The organism is Buchnera aphidicola (Phyllaphis fagi) (assembly GCF_964058955.1).
GTDB lineage: Bacteria > Pseudomonadota > Gammaproteobacteria > Enterobacterales > Enterobacteriaceae > Buchnera_L > Buchnera_L aphidicola_AI.
The window spans coordinates 269,303-293,455 of sequence record NZ_OZ060370.1 but is presented as its reverse complement, the minus strand read 5'-3'; the positions used below and the strand labels follow the sequence as shown (position 1 = coordinate 293,455).

Below are 24,153 nucleotides of genomic sequence, written 5' to 3'. Positions count from 1 at the left end.
AATTTAATAATATGTTTATATTTCAGGTAATAATACATTATTTATATTGATATTCTAAAATTTTCAATTTATTCTAGTATTAAAAATTTTTATTAATTTAAGTAATATCATTTATTAATATTCTTAATATAAATATAAAATTATTATTTTATTTAAGTAATATCATATTTAACATTTGGAAGATATTTAATTTTAATTACATTAATTATTTTTTTTGTAATTATAGAATGTATCAACAATCCATTTTAATAAAAGTTAAATAATTATTTTTATTTTTGTACATTAAATTTAATATAAAATTATGTCGTTTATTGTGATTTCTATAAATAAATATATGATTATTTTATTTTAAAATAATTTAATTATTAATATATATGTTTTAATTGAAAATAATATTGTATCATATTTAATACAATTTTTATTTTTAATATATGTAATATTTATATATTTTATTGACTAATATAAGAATATATTAACGATTGAGAAGGTTATAGTGTTTATAGATATTTAATATGATATTTATTTTAATGTAACAGTTTTTACAATTACACTATAATTAATATTTTATAATCTTATTTTTATATATCTATAATGATTATTATAAATAATAATATATGATTTATTAATCAGTTTTGGTATATATTATATAGTTTTTATATTATTTATTTTAAAATATTTTGATAGTTGTTTTTAAATAGATTGTTATATAATAATATTAATATCTTTATTATCTATTGAAGGTACTATTTTGGTGGTTTTACTTTTGATATTGAAATTTTTTAGATAATATTGTTTATAAACAATATCCTAAGATTTTAAATAATATTTTTTGTTTTTTAAATTTAGTAAATATTTTTAACATGTTATCTAATGATAAGTATGTTTGAATTTCTATATATATAGTATTTTCTAGCATGTTGTTATGATTATTTGATTTAAGTTCTATTTTTAATATATTGAGTTGGTTTGTATTAAAAATGAATAGTATTTGATTTATTAATTCTATTTTTTTATTTATATTTATAATACATATAATTTTAGAAATATCAGTTTTAAATTTTTCAATATTTTTATTTTTTAATACCAAAAATCGAGTACTGTTATGTATTTGATTTGTGATATTTTTTTTAATTTCTTTTAGTTTATAAATTTTTATATTTTCTTTATTTCCTATAGCAGAAGAATAGATGTTGTGATTTTGAATAATTTTTTTTATAGCATCTGAAGTACTATTGGTATATTTTATTGTTAAATGATTAAATTTTTTTATAAATTTACTACATTGTTCAAATGGTTGAGGATGACTATAAATAATTTTTATATTTTTCAAATCAGTAAATTGATTTGTCATGAAATAATGTTGAATTGGTATATTAAGTTCATCAATAATATGTAGTTTACTTAAACATAATAAATTATATGTTTCATGAATAAATCCGGAATAAGTATTTTCAATAGGAATTATAGCAAAATTTGATGTTTTATTGTTAATTGATTGAAATATTTTTTGAAATCTTAAATATGTTTTTATATTGAAATATTTGAATTTTTTTTTAGCATATTTTATCATTGCAATATGTGAGTATGATCCTTGTGGACCAAGAATAGAAAATTGAGGTATTTTAAAAATATTCTTAGTCATATATTGATTTTTAATTTTTTTTTGTGTTATTACAGATTCTTGAATGATATTTTTGAATATTTTTTCAATGTAGTTTTGAGATAAAAAATATTTTTTCCCCATATGAAAAAGTTTTTTTAATATTTCTTTTTCTCGTTTTTTATCTTGTATAGGTATATTATTTATTATTTTTTCTTTTATAATTTTTATAGTTATTTTTTTTCTATTAGATAATAATATAAGTATTTTTTTATCGATATAATTAATGTAATTTCGTAATTCTAATAATTTTTTTTTATGATTCATATTTTTATATCCATGATATTAGATAAGATACATTAAATAATTATTGGTGATATTTAAAAATTTTGATATTATTTTAATATATCTAAAACATATTTATTTTGTTTTTAGTATATTTTTATTTTGATATACTATGGATAGCAATTATTGAAATTAATTTATTTTTTAAAATAATAATTTAAAATATTAATCATTTTATAAAATTTGTTTTAAAAATATTCTATTTTCATGAATTATTGAGTTATTATATAAATTTTAGGTGATGTTAATGAAAAGTATTTCTATAAATGCTAATGATGTACAAAAAACTTGGTATTATGTTGATGCAACAGAAAAAATTTTAGGTCGATTTTGTGCTCAAATATCTCATTATTTACGAGGTAAACATAAAATAGAATATACTCCTCATATTGATGTAGGAGATTATATTATTGTGTTAAATGCTTCAAAAATTATAGTAACTGGAAAAAAAAAAATAAATAAATTTTATTATCGACATACTGGTTATATTGGAGGGATTAAAAAAATATCTTTTCAAGATATGATTATAAAATATCCTGAAAGAGTTATTGAAATTGCAGTACGTGGTATGTTACCAAAAGGATCTTTAGGTCGTTCTATTTTTCGTAAATTAAAGGTTTATGCTTCTGATTCTCATAATCATATAGCACAAAATCCTAAATTTTTAAATATTTAATTTTTTTTGGATATAATTATTATGATTGATGTTCAAAATTATGCTACTGGTCGTCGTAAAAGTTCGTCTGCTCGTATTTTTTTAAAAAAAGGTACAGGAAATATCATCATTAATAAAAGGTCTTTATTAGAATATTTTCCTCGTGCAACATTACGTATGGTTATTTTACATCCATTGCAGTTAACAGATATGTTAAATAAAGTAAATCTCTATATTACAGTTAAAGGAGGTGGAATTTCTGGTCAATCTGGAGCAATTCGTCAAGGTATTACTCGAGCTTTAATTCAGCATGATTCTTCATTTCGAAGTGAATTACGAAAAGCAGGATTTGTTACTCGAGATGCTCGAAAAGTAGAAAGGAAAAAAGTTGGACTTCGAAAGGCTAGAAAAAAACCACAATTTTCAAAACGATAATTTAATAATTTTTAATTTTATTTTATTATTATTATGTATAATCCGGAGTATTTAAATATCCGGATTTTAAATTATATATTATTTAATTTTTTTTTTTAAATATTGCGATAAATTGTAATATATTATTTTTGTTCCATATTTTTTAAGTGCTGAAATAAAAAATATTTTTTTTTTTTTAATTGTTTTTAATATTATTTCTGTTTTTTCTTTTATTTCTTGTGTATTTAAGGAATCGATTTTATTAAATATTAACCATCTTGTTTTATTATATAATTGTTTGTTATATTGTTTTAGTTCTGTTTCTATAATTTTAATATTGTGAAAAATAATTTTTATACTTGGTAATAAATCTACTATATGTAATAATATGTGACATTTTTCTAAATGTTTTAAAAATTGTATACCTAACCCTAATCCTTGAGAAGCTCCTTGTATTAATCCAGGAATATCTGCAATAACAAAACTTTCTTTACTATTTATTTGTACAGTACCTAGACAGGGTATTAAAGTTGTAAAAGGATATGCTCCTATTTTTGGTTTTGCTTTTGACATAGATCGAACTAATGTTGATTTTCCAGAATTTGGTAAACCTACTATTCCAACATCTGCAATTAAAATTAATTGTAATATTATAAGACATGTTTCGCCTTTTTTCCCAGTAGTTTTTTGGTGAGGAGTACGATTAGTTGAAGATTTAAATTTCGAATTTCCTATACCTTTCCATCCTCCTTTTACAATTAATATCATATCTTCTTTATTATTTAAATCACAAATTTTTTCTTTAGTATGACAATTTATAATTCTTGTTCCAATTGGAACTTTAATAAAGATATCTAATCCTTTTTTCCCTGATTTATTTTTTCCTTTTCCTGATTGACCATGGCCAGCTATAAAATATTTTTTAAATTTGTAATCAGATAAAGTGTTTAAATTTGGGTCAGTTTTTATCCAAACATTACCTCCATTACCCCCATCTCCTCCATCTGGTCCTCCTTTAGGTATATATTTTTCTCTTCTAAAATGAATACATCCATCACCTCCATTACCTGCAGTTACTTGAATTTGTACTTCATCAATAAACTTCATAATATTTTCTCATAATCATTTTTTATATAACTATTAAACAATAAAATAGTACTTTCACATGATTATTACTCGGTAATATATATTTTATTATGATAATATATATTTATTAAAGTTTATATAATTTGGGATGTTAAGTGTGTAAAATAAAATATATTAATATTTTCTTATTTATTAAATAATAATATTGACATACATGCGATTTTTTAATCCTTTTTTTAAAAATTGAACTTTTCCGTCTTTTATTGCAAATATCGTGTGATCTTTTCCTAATTTTACATTGTTTCCAGGATGAAACTTAGTTCCTCTTTGTCTAATAATGATTGATCCAGATGTTATGTATTCGCCACCAAAGTGTTTCACACCTAATCTTTTTGAATGTGAATCTCTTCCATTTCGAGTTGATCCTCCAGCTTTTTTTTGTGCCATAATTATTTCCTATTTCAAAATTATTATTTAAATAGAGTTAATACTTGTAATTTTAACATCAGTAAAGTATTGTCGATGACCTTGTTTTTTTTTATAATGTTTTCTACGATTAAATTTAATGATATTTATTTTTTTATGTCTTCCGTGGTTTGTAATATTTCCTATAATTTTAATATTTGATAAGGTAGGATTTCCTATTTGAACATTTGAATTATTTACGAATATTAAAATTTTATTAAATTCAATATTTTTTCCTGTCGGAAGATTTATTTTTTCTAAACGAACAGTTTTACCTTCATTAACCTGATATTGTTTACCACCATTTTTTATAATTGCGTACATAAATACTCCTAAAATTAAAATAAACAAGATATTTTTTATTATATTTTATAAAATATAGTAGTAAAATAAAATTTATTGTTTAAATCATCATTTTAAATAATTTATTAATTATATGCTTTATAATATTTATAATTTTAAATACTGTATTTTTAAATTATTATAGAAAATAATTTTTACTTATTTATATTTTTTTTATTCCATTCTTCTAAAGTAAATGTATTTATTGAAATAGCATGAATTTTTTTTTCTATAATATATTTTGTTAAAGGTTTATATATGACTTGTTGTTTTTGAATATTGTTCATACCATGAAATATTTTTCCAATAGCAGTAATTTTAATATGATTATTATCACCTTTTATATATAATTTATCTAATGGTATTTGTTTCATAAGATAAGATTTGATATCTATATTATTCATATTTTTCCATTTTGTTGTAATGTTAAGAATTATAAAATATTTTAGTAATGATTTATCATTGATTAATATAATTTTATATTATATATAAATAATTCTTTATATATAATTTTAATTATATATGTATAATTCTTGATTAAAGTTATTTTAGATGTATTTTGAATTTTATAGATTCAAATTATTAAGGATATACGGTGATGTATAAGATTCCAATGACTGTAAATGGTATGAGAAAACTTAAAAAAGAATTACATGAATTAAAGCATCATAAAAGACCTAAGATTATTTCTTCACTCATTGAAGCTCGAAAACATGGTGATTTAAAGGAAAATGCAGAATATCATGCAGCAAGAGAAGAGCAATCATTCTGTGAAAGTCGAATTCGAGATATTGAATCAAAATTATGTTATGCTCAAGTGATTGATATAAAAAATATTAATTTTAGTGGAAAAGTTATATTTGGTACTACTGTAGAAATATTAAATTTAAATACCAATAAAATTTGTAAATTTTGTATTGTTGGAAATGATGAATCTGATTTCAAAAATAATCTTATTTCAATAGATTCTCCTGTATCTAGAGCATTAATTGGTCAAAAAATATCAGATATTGTAATAGTCAATACTCCAAGTGGTAAATTACGTTATAAAATTTTAAATATAGAACATATTTAATGACAATATAAAAAGTAGTATTATTAATATAATTAAAATTAAATATTTTTATAAACTAAATATTTTAATAGAATATAGTTTTCATTGATATATAGAAAATATTTTCAAGTATTATTATATATAATATATTTCACATTTTATAAAAATTTTATATGAAGAAAAAACGTTCTATTAGTTCACATCGTTGGTTATCTGAACATTTTAATGATCAATATGTTAAAAGTACACATAGTCAACATTTACGTGCTCGATCATGGTTTAAATTACATGATATTCATGTAAAATATAATTTGTTTAAGCATGGAATGAATGTTATTGATTTAGGTTCATCTCCTGGTAGTTGGTCTCAGTATGCTATTAATGCAGTTGGTAAACATGGATCAGTTATATCGTGTGATATTAATTCTATGAAGAAAATTCAAGGAGTATTTTTTTTACAAGGTGATATTTCTAATAAAATTATACTTAATACTTTATTCAATTATATAAAGCATAAAAAAATTAATTTAGTTATGTCAGATATGTCACCAAAAATTACTGGAATATCTTATATTGATATTCCTAGTGCATTTTTTTTATCTAATTTAGCATTTGAAATAACTAAAAGTATACTGTCTAAAAAAGGTATATTTTTAGTTAAATTATTTCAAGGAGAAGGATTTCAAAATTATTTAAAAAATATACGTTCTTTTTTTAATATAGTAAAAATATGTAAACCTAATGCTTCTCGAAATCGTTCTCGAGAAGTATTTTTATTAGCCATGGAACGAAAAAAAATATAGTATTATATTAATTTTTTTTTAAACATAGCTGTAATTATTATGAGGTTGATACCTTGAGTGACATAGCTAAAAATTTTATCTTCTGGTTAGTAGTATTAATATTATTCATATTTATAATGTATGGTATGAATATGCATAACATGAATAATCAAAATATTGATTATACTACATTTTTATCAGCAGTGAATAAACATGAAGTACAAAAAGTATGCATTGATGAAAATTATATTAATATTATAAAAAAAGACCACAGTAAATATATTACTTATATTCCTTTATATGATTCTAAATTACTTAATCGTTTATTAGCTAATGATGTTATTATATCTAGTAACCCTCCTCAAAAACATAGTATTATGTTTTCTGTTTTTGTTTCTTGGTTTCCAACAGTATTATTAATCGGATTATGGTTATATTTTATGTATCAAGTAAAAAATAATCATAATCATAATTCTACATCTTTTGGTAAAAGTAAAACGTATATATTTTCAAAAGATCAAATTAATATTACTTTTAATGATGTGGCGGGATGTGATGAAGCAAAAGAAGAAGTGAGCGAATTAGTAGAATATTTGAAAGAACCTAAAAAATTTCAAAAATTAGGAGGAAAAATTCCAAAAGGTATTTTAATGATTGGGCCTCCAGGAACAGGGAAGACATTACTTGCAAAAGCAATTGCAGGAGAAGCTAAAGTATCTTTTTTAACAATGTCTGGATCGGATTTTGTAGAAATGTTTGTTGGTGTAGGTGCTTCAAGGGTACGAGATGTATTTAAGCATGCTAGAAAATCAGCACCTTGTATTATTTTTATAGATGAAATTGATGCAGTAGGTCGACAAAGAGGAAGTATTACTAGTGGTGGTAATGATGAACGAGAGCAAACTTTAAATCAAATGTTAGTTGAAATGGATGGCTTTAAAGGCAATGAAGGTATTATTTTAATTGCTGCTACTAATCGACCTGATGTTTTAGACTCTGCTTTATTACGTCCAGGTCGATTTGATCGTCAAGTTATTGTTCCGTTACCTGATATTCGGGGACGAGAAAAAATACTTGAAGTACATATGAAAAATATTCCTATTGCATCTGATGTTAATCCTATGGTAATTGCAAGAGGTACTCCTGGTTTTTCAGGTGCTGATTTGTCAAATTTAGTTAATGAATCTGCATTATATGCTGCTCGATTAAATAAAAATTTAGTTTCTATGTTAGATTTCGAAAAAGCTAAAGATAGGATGATGATTGGTTCGGAAAGACGATCTATGATAATGACAGAAATTCAAAAAGAATTTACTGCATATCATGAATCTGGTCATGTTATTGTAGGAAGATTAGTACCAGAACATGATCCCGCGCATAAAGTAACTATAGTACCTCGAGGTCGTGCATTAGGTGTAACGTTTTTTTTACCAGAATCTGATATATTAAGTATTAGTAGACAAAAATTAGAAAGTCAAATATCAACTTTATATGGAGGTCGTTTAGCTGAAGAAATAATATATGGTTCGAAGAAAGTATCCACTGGAGCAATGAATGACATTAAAATAGCTACTAATTTAGCAAGAAATATGATAACTCAGTGGGGTTTTTCAGATAAGTTAGGTCCTTTATTGTATACGGATGATGAAAATAATCAATTATTTTTAAATCATACAGTATCGAAATCTTCATATATATCCAATGAAACTGCTCGTATTATTGACGAAGAAATGAAGGTATTAATTGATAAGAATTATAATAGAGCTAAAAAATTATTAAATTCTAATTTAGATATTTTACATGCTATGAAAGATGCATTAATGAAATATGAAACTATTGATTCTGTTCAAATTGATGATTTAATGAATCGAAAAAAAGTGAGAGATCCAGCTGGTTGGAACAATCATAATCACCAAAATTAATATTTAGAAATATTATATGTTATAATTTTAAATTAATATAAAATAATGATTTTCTACTTATAATATGTAAATATTTAATATAAAAGAGTAAATATATCTAATTTTTATATTTTTATTTATAATTATTATAATATTTAAAAGGATTAATGAGATAATTATGTATCATATTACTTTGGTAGTGTTTGTTATTATTTCATTATGTTTAGTTATTTTAATTATGTTAAATCCAATAAAAAATAATAGTTTTTATTCTTCCAATCATAATAATAATGATATGACATTTTTAGATTCTATAAGTTATAGTACTATGTTGGATAGAATGACAAAAATTTTTGTTATAATTTTTTTATTTTTGAGTGTTGTTATATGTAACTTAAATACTCATAATGTTATTGTAAATTAAAATAAATAATTACTATTTTAAAAATAATATTATATTTTATATGACTCTATAATAATTATGCCGAGGTGGTGAAATTAGGTAAACACGCTATCTTGAGGAGATAGTGCTAAATTATATAGCTTATGGGTTCAAATCCCATCCTCGGTAAAATATGTAATTAAAATCTTGTATATTAAAATTTTTGTTATATAATTTTATAATGTAGTATTTTAATAATTTAATAAATTTTAAAATTTTTTATTTTAAAAATATATTAGAATTTATAATTTTATAATAATAAAACCCCGAATTATTGGGGTTTTATTATATATATAAATATTAATTTATATAGTATAAAAAATTTCTAGTTTATTAAATTTTTTATAAGATATTTTTATTTTTAAAATTGTAGTAAAATATATTTTATGTTGTATGAATATAAAATATAATTTTATCAATTTTGTAATATTAATATTTTGGAGTTTATTAAAATGAATAAAGAAATTTTATCTATTGTAGAATACATATCAAATAAAAAATCATTACCTCGTGAAATAATTTTTCAAGCATTAGAAGTTGCATTATCTATAGCAACAAAAAAAAAATACTCTTATGAAATTAATGTTAGAGTAAATATTAATCGAGAAAATGGAAATGTTAACACCTTTCGTCGATGGATGATAGTTTTACAAGTGACCAAACCAACACAAGAAATTACTTTAGAAGCAGCACAATTTGAAAATCAATATGCAAAATTAAATGATTACATAGAAGATGAAATTAAATCAGTCACATTTGATAGAATTACTATTCAAACAGCTAAACGAGTAATTATTAAAAAAGTTCGGGAAGCAGAAGTCGCGATAACAATTAATAAATTTTGTCATTTTCAGTATCAAATAATTACTGGCATTGTAAAGAAAATTAAAAAATATTATATGATTTTAAATCTAGATAATTGTCTTGAAGTAACTCTTAAAAAAGAAGATATGATTCCAAGAGAAAATTTTCGATTAGGTGATCGTGTTAAAGGTATATTATATCATGTACATTCAAAATTTAAAGGTATTCAATTATTTCTTAGTCGAACAAAGCCGGAGATGTTAATTGAGCTATTTAAAATTGAAGTACCTGAAATTAAAGAAAAATTAGTTAAAATTAAAGCCATTGCGCGTCATCCAGGTTTTAGATCGAAAGTTGCAGTAAAAAGTTATGATAATTGCATTGATCCAATTGGTTCTTGTATAGGTATCAGAGGAACTCGTGTACAAGCAGTATCAAAAGAAATGTTTGGAGAACGTATAGATATTATTTTATGGCATGATAATCCAGCACAATTTGTAATTAATGCTATGGCTCCAGCTAATGTTGTATCAGTTGTTGTTTATGAAGATAGTTATACTATGGATATTGAAGTGGATCGTAATTGTTTAGCACAAGCAATAGGTCAAAATGGTCAAAATGTTCGACTTGCTTCTAAATTAAGTGGTTGGAAATTAAATATTCTAACTATTGATGATTTAAATAAAAAAAATAAAATTAGAATGCGAGAAATTTATAATATTTTTTCGAAATATTTAAATTTACAAAAACATATTATCAAGATTTTAATGCAAGAAGGATTTTCTGCGCTGGAAGAATTTTGTTGTATGTCTGATAATGAATTATTACAAATTCAAGGTATTAATATTGATGCAGTTAATATTATTAGAAAAGTATCTAATCAAGTACTATCTAATTTTTTATTAGAAAAAACATTACAATATCACAGTGAAAAAATAACTGATATATCATCATTATCATCAGATATTGATGAAAAACCAATGACTCTACTATTACCTAAAAAAAAATTATCTACTGTAAAAGATGATTAATGATAAATTATTAATAATATTTTGAATATTCAATATATTATTTTGGCGTGTTAACAATTCATACTTATAATATTTTTTAGTTTGATAAAATATTAATTTAATGCATATAAAAATACTGAAATTATAATCAATACTTTTTATTAAATTATCAATTTATATATATATGATTTTATAAAATATAAAATATATATAATATCGCATAATCTTTAGGAATAGATATATCAATAACCTATTTCTTTTTCAATTTATAAATAAATAATAAATTACAAAATAATTTACAAATTATTTAATAATACAATTACATTAACTGAGATATCTTAAATCATATGTTACATTTAAAAAAAAAATTTTTAAATATATTAACAAAAAATTATAAATTTGAATTAAATAAAAATATTTATCATGAAATGAAAAAATATAAATATTATAAAAAAAATACTAAGTATTACGGTCATAGACGAGAGAAAGAAGAAAAAAAAATTATTTTTCATCCTAAAAGAAAGATGAAAAATCATATAAAAAATAGTGCATTACGACAAAATTTTAAAAAACCAAATAAATTAGTCAACAAAGATATAGTAATTAATGAAACAATGACAATATTTGAATTATCAAATAAGATGTCTAAAAAAAGTTCTGAAGTAATACAAAAAATGATTCAATTAGGAGTAGAAACTACTTCTGATAACATCATTGATCAAGAAACAGCTCAATTAATTGCAGAAGAAATGGGTCATAAAGTACTTTTAAAACATGAAAATGAATTAGAAACATCAGTTATGAATGCTCGTAATATTGTAAATAGTAAATGTATTAAAAAAAATCGACCTCCAGTAGTAACTATTATGGGTCATGTGGATCATGGTAAAACTACACTGTTAGACTACATTCGTTCTTCTAATGTAGCAATGAGTGAATATGGTGGTATTACACAACATATTGGTGCGTATAATGTAAAAATTAAATCAGGGACAATTACATTTTTAGATACCCCTGGACATGCTGCATTTACTTCAATGCGTGCTCGAGGAGCTCAAATAACAGATATTGTGGTTTTAGTTGTTGCTGGTGATGATGGAGTAAAACCTCAAACTATAGAAGCTATTTGTCACGCTCAAGCGGCAAATGTTCCAATACTTGTTGTAATTAATAAGATTGATAAATCGCAATCAAATCCTGAAATAGTAAAAAAAGAGTTAATGAAATATAATATATTACCAGAAGAATGGGGTGGTCAAAATATATTTGTAAATGTTTCAGCAAAAACTGGAGTAGGTATAAATAATCTATTGGATGCAATATTATTACAAGCTGAGTTATTAGAGTTAACTGCTATGTATTCAGGCATGGCTTCAGGTGTAGTAATTGAATCATGTCTTGATAAAAGTAGAGGTTCAATAGCTACTGTATTAGTTCAAGAGGGCATTTTAAAAAAAGGTGATGTTGTACTTTGTGGTTTGGAATATGGTAAAATTCGAGCTATACGAGATGCTTTTGGTTGTGAATTACAATCATCTGGACCATCTATTCCTGTTCAAATATTAGGATTATCAGGAATTCCTATTAGTGGAGATATTTTTACTGTTGTTAAAAATGAAAAACAGGCACGTGCAATTTCTATATATAAAAAAACAAAATGTAAAGAAATGAAATTTTCTAATATAAAAAAAATAAATTTAGAAAATATGTTTGAAAATTTAAATAATAAAAAAAAAACTACATTAAATATTATTTTAAAATCAGATGTTCAAGGGTCTTTAGAAGCTATTGTGAATGCTATACATCAAATCAAACATGAAAATATAGCAATAAAGATTATTAGTTCTAGTGTAGGTAATATTACAGAAACTGATATTTCTTTATCGTTAGCTTCACAAGCTATTATTATTGCTTTTAATGTACAATCTAATGTTTTAGCAAAACGTATGATTGAAATAGAAAAAATTGATGTTCGTTATTATTCTGTAATATATAATTTAATAGATGATTTAAACTTATCTATGATAGGATTATTATCTCCTAAATATAAAAAAGAAATGTTTGGTTCTGCAGAAATTAGAAATATATTTAAAGCCCCTAAATCTGTTGTTATCGCAGGTTGTATGGTAATTCATGGTATTATAAAACGTCATAATCATATTCATCTTGTACGTAATAATAGAGTTGTATATAAAGGTGAATTAGAATCTTTAAGACGATTTAAACAAGATGCTAAAGAAGTACAAAGTGGTAAAGAATGTGGTATTAGTATTAAAAATTATAATGATATGCATGTTGGTGATATAATAGAATCATTTGAAACAATAGAATTAAAACAATAATTGTATTATCATTTATTATAGAATATAAAATAGTTATATGAAATTATTAAAACAATACTATAAAAAAGATGTTAATCGTTCTGTTCGAATTTCAAATATGATAAAAAAAGAAGTATCATTAATATTAACAAAATATATTAAAGATCCTAGAATTAATTTTATGATTACAATTTCTATGGTGAAAACATCAAATGATTTATCTTTATCGCAAATATTTTTTAGTTATTTAGGTAATTATCAAAATAGTATAAATGATACTGAACATATAAATAATATTACAGAAATTATAAAAATATTAAAAAACGCTTCAGGTTATATTCGAAAAATGTTATCTAAAAATCTACGCTTGAGGGTAGTACCGTTTTTAATTTTTTATCATGATGATTCTTTACTTTCAGGCATAAAAATATCTAATTTAATTAAACATGTATTAAGATAATGTTTTAATTTTATTGTGAAACTTAAAAATGTATAATATAAAAAAAAAAACATCAGTGGTATATTACTATTAGATAAACCTTTAGGATTATCGTCTAATCAAGTATTACAAAAGATAAAAAAAATTTTTTGTGTTAATAAAGTGGGTTATGTAGGGACATTAGATCCTTTAGCCACTGGAATATTACCTATCCTTTTTGGAGAAGGAACAAAATTTTCTAAATATTTAGAAAATTCTATTAAATCATATAGTGTGATTATAAAGTTAGGTCAAACTACTTCTACCTATGATTCAGAAGGTATAGTTTTAGAAAAAAAAAAAATTAATTTTACTGATTTTGAGTTTTATAAATTTTTGAATGCTTTTAAAGGTTGTATTAATCAATTGCCACCAATATATTCAGCAGTAAAATATAAAGGCATACAGTTATATAAATATGCTAGAAAAAATATTATTATTCCAAGATCGTTAAGAACAGTTTATATATATAAATTAGATTGCGTTCAACGTTACGGCAATCTTATAGAATTAGATATTATGTGCTCTAAAGGAACGTATATTCGTACATTAGTACATGATTTAGGGCAAATGTTAAAATGCGGCGCCCATGTTATTTTTTTAAGAAGATTACAAATTTCTTTATATAATATTAATAATACTATAACTTTAACAAAATTATATCAATGTAGTCAATTGTATTTTCGATTAAAAGATTATAATATTTTTTCTAATTTATTAATACCTTTAAAAACTATTTTTTTTGCATTACCAGAAGTTCAGTTTTTTTCTTCTATAATATTTAAAAAAAAAAATAAAATTTGTTTTATTTCACATAAACGTCCTGGAATTATTAGAATTACTATAAAAACACAAAAAAATATGTTTGTTATAGGACATATTGGTAATTTAGGACAATTAATTGCATGTAAAATATTAAATATTGAGTAAGTATAATATTGATTTAATTTTAGAGGTTTTATTACTTATGAATACTGTTAAAAAAAATAATATTTCAGAATTTATTTTTGATAAAAAAAATATAGGTCATTCTGAAGTTCAGATTACTATATTAAGCAATAAAATTAATTATTTAAAAAATCATTTTTCACGAAATAAAAAAGATTTTTCTGGTAAAAGAGGTTTATTAAAAATGGTTTCTCATAGAAGAAAACTATTAAATTACTTAAAAGATAAAAACATTTCTCAATATAGTAATTTAATTTCTAAATTAGGATTACGTCGTTAAGATAAGATATTTTATTGGTTTACTGCATATATCCATTTAATATTACTGTCTATCCAATTTATGTAATATGTTTCAAATAAATTAATTAATATGATATTAAAATTTTATTGGTTTATTGAAAAATTATTATGAATCTAAAGAAATATTAATATTTTATATATAATTTCAAAATTTTTTTGTTTAAGGTAAGGATATATTTTGTTAAATTCTATTGTGCGAAAATTTCAATATGGTGAACATATTATTACTTTAGAAACTGGCATAATTGCTCGTCAGGCAACATCTTCTGTAATAGTTACCATGAATGATACCACTGTATTAGTAACTCTTGTGGGCAGTAAAAGAAAAGTTTTTGGTCAAAAATTTTTTCCTTTAACGATAAATTATCAGGAACGAACGTATGCTGCAGGTCGTATACCGGGAGGGTTTTTTAGACGAGAAGGTCGACCTAGTGAAAATGAAATATTAATTTCTCGATTAATAGATCGACCTATTAGACCTTTATTTCCTAAAGGTTTTTTACATGAAATTCAAATTATTGCAACAGTTGTTTCAGTCAATCCTCAAATTAATCCTGATATTGTTGCAATCATTGGTGCTTCAACAGTATTAACATTATCTGGTATTCCTTTTCAAGGTCCTATTGGGGCAGCTAGAGTAGGATATATTAATAATAAATATATTTTAAATCCTACTACTGATGAAATGCAAAATACAAAATTAGATTTAATAATTTCTGGTACAAAAAATGCAGTTTTAATGGTTGAAGCTGAAGTGAAGTTATTAAGTGAAAATCAAGTGTTAAATGCTATTACATTTGGTCATCAACAACAACAAGTATTAATTGATAATATTTGTCAATTTGCTCAAGATGTTGGTGTAATACCGTGGTATTATAAATATTATGATGTTCAAAAACATGAATTATTTAAACAAATTTTTAAGTTATCATATGATGTAATAAGTCAAGCATATCAAATAATTAAGAAAATACAAAGAAATAAAAAATTGGATATTATTAAAAATAATATTTTAAAAATTTTAAAAACTGAAAATCCCTTATTAGAAGAATTTATTATTTTAGATATTTTAAGTATTATTAAAAAAAATGTTGTTCGAAATCGTATTTTAAATAATGGTTATCGTATTGATGGTAGAAGTAAAGATATGATTCGAAGATTAGATACACGTATTAATATTTTACCTCGTACACATGGTTCAGCATTATTTACTCGAGGTGAAACACAATCTTTAGTTTCAGTTACATTAGGAACATCTCGTGATGCTCAAAATTTAGATGAATTATTAGGAGATAAAATAGATAGTTTTTTATTTCACTATAATTTTCCACCTTATTCAACAGGAGAAATAGGAATTGTAGGATCTCCTAAAAGACGAGAAATAGGACATGGTCGTCTTGCTAAACGTAGTTTATTAGCTGTTATGCCTAAATTAGATCAATTTCCTTATACTATCAGAGTAGTTTCTGAAATTACTGAATCTAATGGTTCTTCCTCGATGGCTTCAGTATGCGGTGCATCTTTAGCATTAATGTCTGCAGGTGTTCCAATAAAATCTGCTGTTTCAGGTATATCAATGGGTTTAGTTAAAGAAGGTAAAAAATATGTTATATTATCTGATATTTTAGGGGATGAAGATTATTTTGGAGATATGGATTTTAAAGTATCTGGAAATAAAGAAGGTATTACTGCAATACAAATGGATATGAAAATTGAAGGAATTACGAGTATAATATTAAAAGATTCTTTATATTCAGCTAAAAAAGCTAGATTATATATTTTAAAAACTATGAATAAAACTATTGATGTCCATAAAAATACTATTTCTCAATTTGCTCCTCGCATTCATACTATTCGAATTAATCCAGATAAAATTAAAGATGTTATTGGTAAAGGTGGTTCTATTATTAGAATGTTAACTGAAGAAACAGGTACGATAATAGAAATTAAAGATGATGGTATTATAAAAATTGCTGCATCCATTGAACAAAAAGCAATACATGCTATTAAACGAATTAAAGAAATTACTACAGATGTTATAGTTGGTAAAATATATAATGGAACAGTAGTAAAAATTACAGATTTTGGAGCTTTTGTATCTATTGGTATTGGAAAAGAAGGTTTGGTTCATATTTCTCAAATTGCAAATAAAAGAGTAGAACGAGTAATTGATTATTTAAAAATTAAACAAAATGTTTTAGTAAAAGTTTTAGAAATAGATCGTCAAGGTCGTGTTCGTTTAAGTATGAAACAAGCATTAAAATATAATAAATAAAGATTATATCATTCATCGACAATAATAAAATATATTAATTAATTATTTTATTATCAATTTTATATATTACAAAAAAAATTGAAATAAAATTTAATATTTTGTCAAGATGAATTAAATTTTATTATATTCATTACATGATACACTGTGTTTAACCGGTTTATAAGTATCTATTATATGTAAATTCGATAATTTTATTATAATCTATGTAAACTGGTTGATGTAATCTATAAGGTATTTGTATTACGTGAGTAAGATAGAAAATTTATTTTCTACATTTGGATTAAAATCCTCTATTATACGATCATTGAATAGTCTTGGTTATATTAAACCTTCACCTATTCAACAATTGTGTATACCACATCTATTACTACAAAAAGATGTGTTGGGTGTAGCACAAACTGGAAGTGGAAAAACTGCAGCTTTTGCCCTACCATTATTACATAATATTATTTTAAATAGAAAATATCCTCAAATTTTAGTTTTAACGCCAACTCGAGAGTTGGCAATTCAGGTATCAAAATCTTTTTTAGAATTTTCAAGATACATATCAGGAATTAAAATTTTACCAATATATGGTGGTCAAAGGTATGAATCACAATTATTAGAATTAAAAAGAAGTCCTCATGTTATTGTAGGTACTCCTGGTAGATTATTGGATCATTTAAGACGTAGAACATTAAATTTATCACATTTAAAAAGTTTAGTATTAGATGAAGCAGATGAAATGTTAAGAATGGGATTTATAGAAGATGTTGAAAATATTATGTCTAGAATACCTATTAGTCATCAAACAGCGTTATTTTCTGCAACTATGCCCGGTATTATTCGACGTATTTCAAAAAAATTTATGGATAATCCTAAAGAAATTAAAATTCAATCTAATATTATCACTAGACCTAATATTTATCAAAGTTATTGGATGGTGCATGGAAAAAAAACTGAAGGATTAATTAGATTTTTAGAATTAGAAGATTTTTATGCAACAATTATTTTTGTTCGTACTAAAAATGCTACGTTAGAGGTATCTGAATCTTTATCAAAAAATGGATATAGCAGTTCAGCATTAAATGGTGATATGAATCAAACTCTTAGAGAACAAACATTAGAAAAATTTAAAAATGGTGTATTAGACATTTTAATTGCTACTGATGTTGCTGCTCGAGGATTAGATGTAGATCGAGTTGATTTAGTTATTAACTACGATATACCTATAGATTCAGAATCTTATATTCATAGAATTGGTCGAACTGGTCGAGCTGGTAGAACTGGTCGAGCGTTATTGTTTGTTGAAAACCGCGAAAAAAGATTGTTAAAAAATATAGAACGCATGATGAGAAAACCTATTATAGAAATAAAATTACCGAATATTGAATTGTTAAGTAAATATCGATTGGATCGATTTTATATACAATTAATAAATCAATTGAATAGTACAAATTTGTATAAATATCGTGAATTACTAGTAAAATTACATCCGAATCAAACATTACAAAGTGAATTATTATCTTCATCTTTATTAAAATTATCTCAAGGGAAATGTCCTTTAATTATTTCTTTACCTGTTCGTTCTATAAAAAAAAAATATGGTCAAGATATAAAAAAAATTGATTATTCTCGTAAAAAATCATTATCATATAGTAATAATTATAGAGTGAAACATAGTATGAATCGTTATCGTATTTCAGTAGGTCAAAATCATGGAGTAGAAGTCCGTCATATAGTAGGTGCATTTGCTAATGAAGGTAAGATTAGTAGTCGTAATATTGGTAATGTTCAAATCTTTTCTGAATATTCTATTATTGAATTGTCAAAAAATCTTTCTCAGAGTGTTTTAAATAATTTTGTTCGTACTCGTATTTTGAATAAACCAGTTCATTTAAAATTATATGGTAAAATGAATAATAAAATGATTTTTAAAAATCAATCTGAAACACATCATATTAATAAATTTAAACATTTACATAAATATTCTCAAACAAAAAAATCTTAAAAATTAAAAATATTAATTGAAATAATATGTTAAAAAAATTATGTTTATATTATTTGGAAAATACATATACTTCTTATGGTTTATATTGATTTTATGCCACTAGGTGGCATATTTATTTGATTTTAATAATTGTAAAAAATTGATATTTTATTATTATAGTTTCAGTTTTTAAATTTTTAAATAATTTTAAAATTAGTGTATAAATGTTATAAATTAAAGATTTTATAAATAAAATGTATATTTTATATTTTTGATATTTATAATTAGTATAGTTATTTAATTTAAAATTTTTATTTTTTATTATTTATTTATTATGTAATAATTTTCAGATATATTATTAAATATTATGTTATTTTTTTAAATCTGATAAATTAATTTTAGTAAGTGTTTTAATCATCATCGATTTTATAGTATGTAATCTATTTTCTGCTTGTTGAAAAATAATGTTTTGGTATTTTTGAAATACTTCATTTGTAATTTCTATGCCATCGTTAAAATTATATAATTGAGATATTTTTTTTCCTACTTTTGTTGTATTATCATGTAAAGCAGGTAAACAATGTAGTACTTGAACATTGTTATTTTGTGTTAACTTTAACATTTTATTATTAATTTGGTAATTTTTTAAGGATAAAATTTTATCATGTAATATAGTACTGGATTCTCCCATAGACATCCAAACATCTGTATAAATAAAATCGACTTGTTTAACACCTTCTTGAATACTTTCAGTACATATAATTTTATTATTTGATTGATATTTATTAAGTAATTTTTTATTTGGCCAATATTTTTTTGGTGCAACTAATCTTAATTCAAAACCCATAATATGAGCAGTTTCTAACATAGTATTTGCGATATTATTTGATGCATCTCCTACATATGCAAGAATTATATTATTAATTAATTTATTTGGAGAATATTCTTGTATTGTTAGTAAATCAGCAAGTAATTGGGTGGGATGATATTTTTCTGTTAATCCATTCCATACTGGAATATTAATATTTTGAGATAATATTTTTATATTTTTGTGATCATGACCTCTATATTGAATACCGTCATACATTCTTTCAAGTACTTTAGCAGTATCTGATATTGATTCTTTATATCCCAAATGTATATTTTTAGATTCTATGTAACTAGAATATCCTCCTTGATCAAATATAGCTACTTCAAATGCGCATCTTGTTCTTGTGGATTGTTTTTCAAAAATTAAAGCAATTTTTTTTTTTTTTAAGTATTGTAATTCTTGTTTCATTCTGTTTTTTTTTTTTAAAAAATCAGATAAATTAATAATTTCATAAATTTCTGTTTTATTAAAATCTGACATTTTGAGAAAATTTTTTTTATATAAACTATTCATATATATTCCTGTGATAAAATTTTTATAATCTTATAATAATTTTAATTTTTTATCAATAATTTATATATTATTAATATACTATAAATATATAATTTATTTTAAATCATATTTTATATTATGTAAAAATAAATATAAGATTAAATGTAAAATATTTTATAGTTTATTGATTTTTTATGAACTTATATTATTTACCTTATTAATGATTAGTAATTAAATATTAGATAAATATACAAGTTATTTTTATTATAAATATATAACTAATTATATTACTAAGAAATTAACAATATTTTATTAAAAGTTCTAGTAATTTAAATAATATATAAAACATTTATTTTTTTTATATTAAACATATATAATATTTAATGCATGATAAATAATATAAAATAAATGTAAAATTATATAAAAAATTTAATTTTAATTATTCAAATATTTACTAAAATTGTATAAATTATTAAAAATTTTTAAATAATATATCATATTTTTACAACATTATTTATTCCATAGTTATGATTATATTTTATATTAGTAAATAATTTTATTATGTTATGATTATATTACATGATATAGTATGTAAATATTATGATTTATTTTTAAAATATGTACTTAAATTCATATTATAATTATATTAAACATAATGTAAATACATTAAAATTCTTCATTATAATTGAGTCTTAAATAGTATTTTCATTATGTAATATTTGTTAGATTATTTAACATATGTTGAATATAATTATATAATTTATAAAATAAAATATTTAATTTGATTAATTATTCAAGTATAAGAAAAATGATAAAAAAAAAATATAATCCAAAAGATATTGAAGAATTTTTATATAACATTTGGAAAAAATCTGGTTATTTTAAACCTAATTATAATATAAAAAAAAATAGTTTTTGTATTATTATGCCTCCCCCTAATATTACTGGTAATTTACATATGGGTCATGCATTTCAACATACTATTATGGATATTTTAATTCGTTATAGTCGAATGAAAGGAAATAATACATTATGGCAAATAGGAATGGATCATGCTGGTATTGCAACACAAATTATAGTATCAAAAAAAATTATATTACAAAAAAATACAACTTTAAATAAGATTGGTCGTAATCAATTTATTCATGAATGTTGGAAATGGAAAAAAAAATTCAATAATAATATTAATTATCAAATTCAAAGATTAGGAAGTTCTGTTGATTGGAGTAGGGAAAGATTTACTTTAGATTCTAAAATATCGAATAATGTACAAAAAATTTTTATAGATTTATATGAAAATAATCTAATTTATCGTAAAAAAAAATTATCTAATTGGGATATAGAATTAAAGACTGTAATTTCTGATTTAGAATTAGACGATCGAATAATCAAGGGTAAAGTATGGTATATTAAGTATCTTATATTAGAAAATTATAAATTAAATTATAAACCTCGCTATTTAGTTGTTTCAACTACTAGACTGGAAACCTTATTAGGAGATACTGCTATAGCAGTAAATCCAATGGATATACGATATAAATTTCTTATAGGAAAATATGTAAAAGTACCTTTATTAAATAGATATATTCCTATTATTTCTGATAAACATGCTGATATCAATAAAGGTACAGGATGTGTAAAGATTACACCAGCACATGATTTTAATGATTATGAAGTAGCTTTACGACATAGATTACCTATGATTAATATATTTACTAAGTCTGGTAATATTTGTTATAATTCTGATATTTATGATATAGATGGTAATATTTCAGATATTTATAATTCATATATTCCAAATAAATTAAAAAATTTAGATAGATTATTAATAAGAAAAAAAATTATTTATTTAATTCGTCAATTACATTTATTAGATAATATTATCTATGATAGTATAATAGTTACATATGGAGATAGGAGTGGTTCGAAAATTGAACCTATGTTAACTGATCAATGGTACTTACGTGTTTCTTTATTATCAAAAGATGCAATCTTATCAGTAAAAAATGGATACATTCAGTTTATTCCTAAGCAATATAAAAATATGTATTTATCTTGGATGAAAAATATTCAAGATTGGTGTATTTCTAGACAATTATGGTGGGGTCATCGTATTCCTGCTTGGTATGATTCTTTGGGAAATGTGTATGTTGGTAAAGATGAAAAAAACATACGAGAAAAATATTTAATTTTAAATAATGAAAAATTAATTCAAGACAATGATGTTTTAGACACATGGTTTTCTTCAAGTTTATGGACCTTTCTTTCTTTAGATTGGCCTGAAAAAAAAATATTAAACATTTTTCATCCTACTACTGTTTTGGTTAGTGGATTTGATATTATATTTTTCTGGATTGCTAGGATGATTATGATGACTATGTATTGTGTGCAAGATAATACAGGAAAACCTCAAATTCCATTTAAAACAGTATATATTACAGGTTTAATAAGAGATAAAAGGGGACAAAAAATGTCTAAATCTAAAGGTAATGTTTTAGACCCCCTTGATATTATAGATGGTATTAGTTTTACTAATTTGTTAAAAAAACGTACTAGTCATGTAAGAACAGATAATTTTTTAAACAAAATTTACGATGATACTTCAAAGTATTTTTCAACAGGAATTAAGAATTTTGGTGCTGATGCTCTGAGATTTACTTTTTCTTCTTTATCTTCGATTAATAGAAATGTATCTTGGGATATGAATCGATTACAAGGATATAGAAATTTTTGCAATAAAATTTGGAATGCTGGTCAGTTTATTTTAATATATGTTGATATTAAAGATATAAATATAAAAAATATTAAAAAATATTTTTTATTTTTTGATTATTGGATATTTGTTGAGTTAAATAATACAATAAAAATGTACTGTAAATTTTTAAAGCTATATAGATTCGATCTTGCTTCTAATGAATTATATAATTTTTTTTGGCATAAATTTTGTGATTGGTATTTAGAATTAGTAAAAGTAATATTTAAAATAGGATCTTTAGAAGAAATTACAAGTGTTAAATATACTTTAGTTAGTGTTTTTGAAATTATGCTTAGATTATTACATCCTATTATTCCTTTTGTTACAGAAACAATTTGGATAAACATAAAAAAATTTTTAAGTATAATAGGAGAAACAATTATGTTACAAGCTTTTCCATCCTATGACTTAAAAATTAAAAATTATCAAATTATAAATTTTATGAATATAATACAAAAAATCATTTTGTTTATTCGTCAAACTCGTATTACTTTAAAGTTACATACTTCTAATTTAGTATATTTATATATTAGTAATATTATTTTTGAATTACAAGAATTTTTATTAAAAAATAAAAGAATTATTCAAGAAATAGGATATTTAAAAGATATTTTAATATTATCTAGTTCTAAAATTGAAATTTATAATTCTGTCGTAGGTTTAGTTGATAATATACAACTTTTTATTGTTTTATAAAATAATATAATTTGAATAAAAATAAATATATTGTGTGATTATGTAAACATATAATTTATTCTAAACATTAAATTTTTATTATTGTTTTATTATTTTAAATATTAAAGTAATTTACAATTATTAATATCATAATAAAAAAATATTATAA

At 22.3% G+C, this 24,153-nt stretch carries 18 protein-coding genes, 1 tRNA gene and 2 pseudogenes; 15 read left to right on the top strand and 6 right to left on the bottom strand.

The window, feature by feature from the left end; genetic code table 11:
• Positions 1 to 793: 793 nt before the first annotated feature.
• Positions 794 to 1,927: a chorismate mutase gene (locus tag AB4W56_RS01280; protein ID WP_367675680.1), complete on the bottom strand. Its 1,134-nt coding sequence runs from the start codon at positions 1,925 to 1,927 to the stop codon at positions 794 to 796.
• A gap of 265 nt (positions 1,928 to 2,192) precedes the next feature.
• On the opposite strand from AB4W56_RS01280, the gene rplM reads away from it, so the two are divergent.
• Together rplM and rpsI are read left to right on the top strand one after the other, a co-directional pair.
• Complete coding sequence (rplM, locus tag AB4W56_RS01275) at positions 2,193 to 2,621, top strand: 50S ribosomal protein L13 (protein ID WP_367675679.1); 429 nt, start codon at positions 2,193 to 2,195, stop codon at positions 2,619 to 2,621.
• Between the two features lie 21 nt (positions 2,622 to 2,642).
• Positions 2,643 to 3,035 (top strand): 30S ribosomal protein S9, encoded by a 393-nt coding sequence (gene rpsI, locus AB4W56_RS01270; protein WP_367675678.1) that lies wholly within the window; start codon positions 2,643 to 2,645, stop codon positions 3,033 to 3,035.
• A gap of 78 nt (positions 3,036 to 3,113) precedes the next feature.
• Here rpsI and cgtA read toward each other — a convergent pair whose 3' ends face one another.
• The 4 genes from cgtA to AB4W56_RS01250 all read right to left on the bottom strand — a co-directional run bounded on the left by cgtA (position 3,114) and on the right by AB4W56_RS01250 (position 5,311).
• Positions 3,114 to 4,121 (bottom strand): Obg family GTPase CgtA, encoded by a 1,008-nt coding sequence (cgtA, locus tag AB4W56_RS01265; protein WP_367675677.1) that lies wholly within the window; start codon positions 4,119 to 4,121, stop codon positions 3,114 to 3,116.
• 171 nt (positions 4,122 to 4,292) lie between these two features.
• The gene (gene rpmA, locus AB4W56_RS01260; protein WP_367675676.1) at positions 4,293 to 4,547 is read right to left on the bottom strand and encodes a 50S ribosomal protein L27; all 255 of its coding nucleotides are present in this window, start codon (positions 4,545 to 4,547) and stop codon (positions 4,293 to 4,295) included.
• A gap of 27 nt (positions 4,548 to 4,574) precedes the next feature.
• A complete protein-coding gene (rplU, locus tag AB4W56_RS01255; RefSeq protein WP_367675675.1) occupies positions 4,575 to 4,889 on the bottom strand; it encodes a 50S ribosomal protein L21 in 315 nt (104 codons plus the stop codon).
• Between the two features lie 173 nt (positions 4,890 to 5,062).
• Positions 5,063 to 5,311, bottom strand: coding sequence for a BolA family protein (locus tag AB4W56_RS01250; RefSeq protein WP_367675674.1), 249 nt, complete (start codon positions 5,309 to 5,311; stop codon positions 5,063 to 5,065).
• A 191-nt stretch (positions 5,312 to 5,502) separates the two neighbouring features.
• Between AB4W56_RS01250 and greA the strand changes: the two genes are divergently transcribed.
• The 12 genes and pseudogenes from greA to AB4W56_RS01190 all read left to right on the top strand — a co-directional run bounded on the left by greA (position 5,503) and on the right by AB4W56_RS01190 (position 19,212).
• Positions 5,503 to 5,982, top strand: coding sequence for a transcription elongation factor GreA (gene greA / locus AB4W56_RS01245; protein ID WP_367675673.1), 480 nt, complete (start codon positions 5,503 to 5,505; stop codon positions 5,980 to 5,982).
• A gap of 152 nt (positions 5,983 to 6,134) precedes the next feature.
• A complete protein-coding gene (gene rlmE, locus AB4W56_RS01240) occupies positions 6,135 to 6,764 on the top strand; it encodes a 23S rRNA (uridine(2552)-2'-O)-methyltransferase RlmE (RefSeq protein ID WP_367675672.1) in 630 nt (209 codons plus the stop codon).
• Between the two features lie 53 nt (positions 6,765 to 6,817).
• On the top strand, positions 6,818 to 8,665 hold the full coding sequence (gene ftsH, locus AB4W56_RS01235) for an ATP-dependent zinc metalloprotease FtsH (RefSeq protein ID WP_367675671.1): 1,848 nt from the start codon (positions 6,818 to 6,820) through the stop codon (positions 8,663 to 8,665).
• 157 nt (positions 8,666 to 8,822) lie between these two features.
• Positions 8,823 to 9,068, top strand: a complete 246-nt coding sequence (secG, locus tag AB4W56_RS01230; RefSeq protein ID WP_367675670.1) for a preprotein translocase subunit SecG — start codon at positions 8,823 to 8,825, stop codon at positions 9,066 to 9,068.
• Positions 9,069 to 9,127: 59 nt separating this feature from the next.
• Positions 9,128 to 9,215: transfer RNA gene (locus AB4W56_RS01225), tRNA-Leu, on the top strand.
• Positions 9,216 to 9,538: 323 nt separating this feature from the next.
• Positions 9,539 to 10,732 (top strand): annotated as a pseudogene (gene nusA, locus AB4W56_RS01220) (transcription termination factor NusA); the annotation flags it as partial.
• A 719-nt stretch (positions 10,733 to 11,451) separates the two neighbouring features.
• Positions 11,452 to 13,242, top strand: a pseudogene (infB, locus tag AB4W56_RS01215) (translation initiation factor IF-2); the annotation flags it as partial.
• A gap of 37 nt (positions 13,243 to 13,279) precedes the next feature.
• The gene (gene rbfA / locus AB4W56_RS01210; protein ID WP_367675669.1) at positions 13,280 to 13,681 is read left to right on the top strand and encodes a 30S ribosome-binding factor RbfA; all 402 of its coding nucleotides are present in this window, start codon (positions 13,280 to 13,282) and stop codon (positions 13,679 to 13,681) included.
• Between the two features lie 51 nt (positions 13,682 to 13,732).
• Positions 13,733 to 14,629, top strand: coding sequence for a tRNA pseudouridine(55) synthase TruB (truB, locus tag AB4W56_RS01205; RefSeq protein WP_367675979.1), 897 nt, complete (start codon positions 13,733 to 13,735; stop codon positions 14,627 to 14,629).
• A 37-nt stretch (positions 14,630 to 14,666) separates the two neighbouring features.
• On the top strand, positions 14,667 to 14,927 hold the full coding sequence (rpsO, locus tag AB4W56_RS01200) for a 30S ribosomal protein S15 (RefSeq protein ID WP_367675668.1): 261 nt from the start codon (positions 14,667 to 14,669) through the stop codon (positions 14,925 to 14,927).
• Positions 14,928 to 15,125: 198 nt separating this feature from the next.
• Positions 15,126 to 17,222, top strand: coding sequence for a polyribonucleotide nucleotidyltransferase (pnp, locus tag AB4W56_RS01195; RefSeq protein WP_367675667.1), 2,097 nt, complete (start codon positions 15,126 to 15,128; stop codon positions 17,220 to 17,222).
• Between the two features lie 244 nt (positions 17,223 to 17,466).
• Positions 17,467 to 19,212: a DEAD/DEAH box helicase gene (locus tag AB4W56_RS01190; protein WP_367675666.1), complete on the top strand. Its 1,746-nt coding sequence runs from the start codon at positions 17,467 to 17,469 to the stop codon at positions 19,210 to 19,212.
• A gap of 349 nt (positions 19,213 to 19,561) precedes the next feature.
• Here AB4W56_RS01190 and argF read toward each other — a convergent pair whose 3' ends face one another.
• Positions 19,562 to 20,575 carry an ornithine carbamoyltransferase gene (argF, locus tag AB4W56_RS01185; RefSeq protein WP_367675665.1) on the bottom strand — a complete coding sequence of 338 codons (1,014 nt, stop codon included), beginning with the start codon at positions 20,573 to 20,575 and terminating at the stop codon, positions 19,562 to 19,564.
• Between the two features lie 787 nt (positions 20,576 to 21,362).
• Here argF and AB4W56_RS01180 point away from each other — a divergent pair.
• Positions 21,363 to 24,005, top strand: a complete 2,643-nt coding sequence (locus AB4W56_RS01180) for a valine--tRNA ligase (RefSeq protein WP_367675664.1) — start codon at positions 21,363 to 21,365, stop codon at positions 24,003 to 24,005.
• Positions 24,006 to 24,153: the final 148 nt, after the last annotated feature.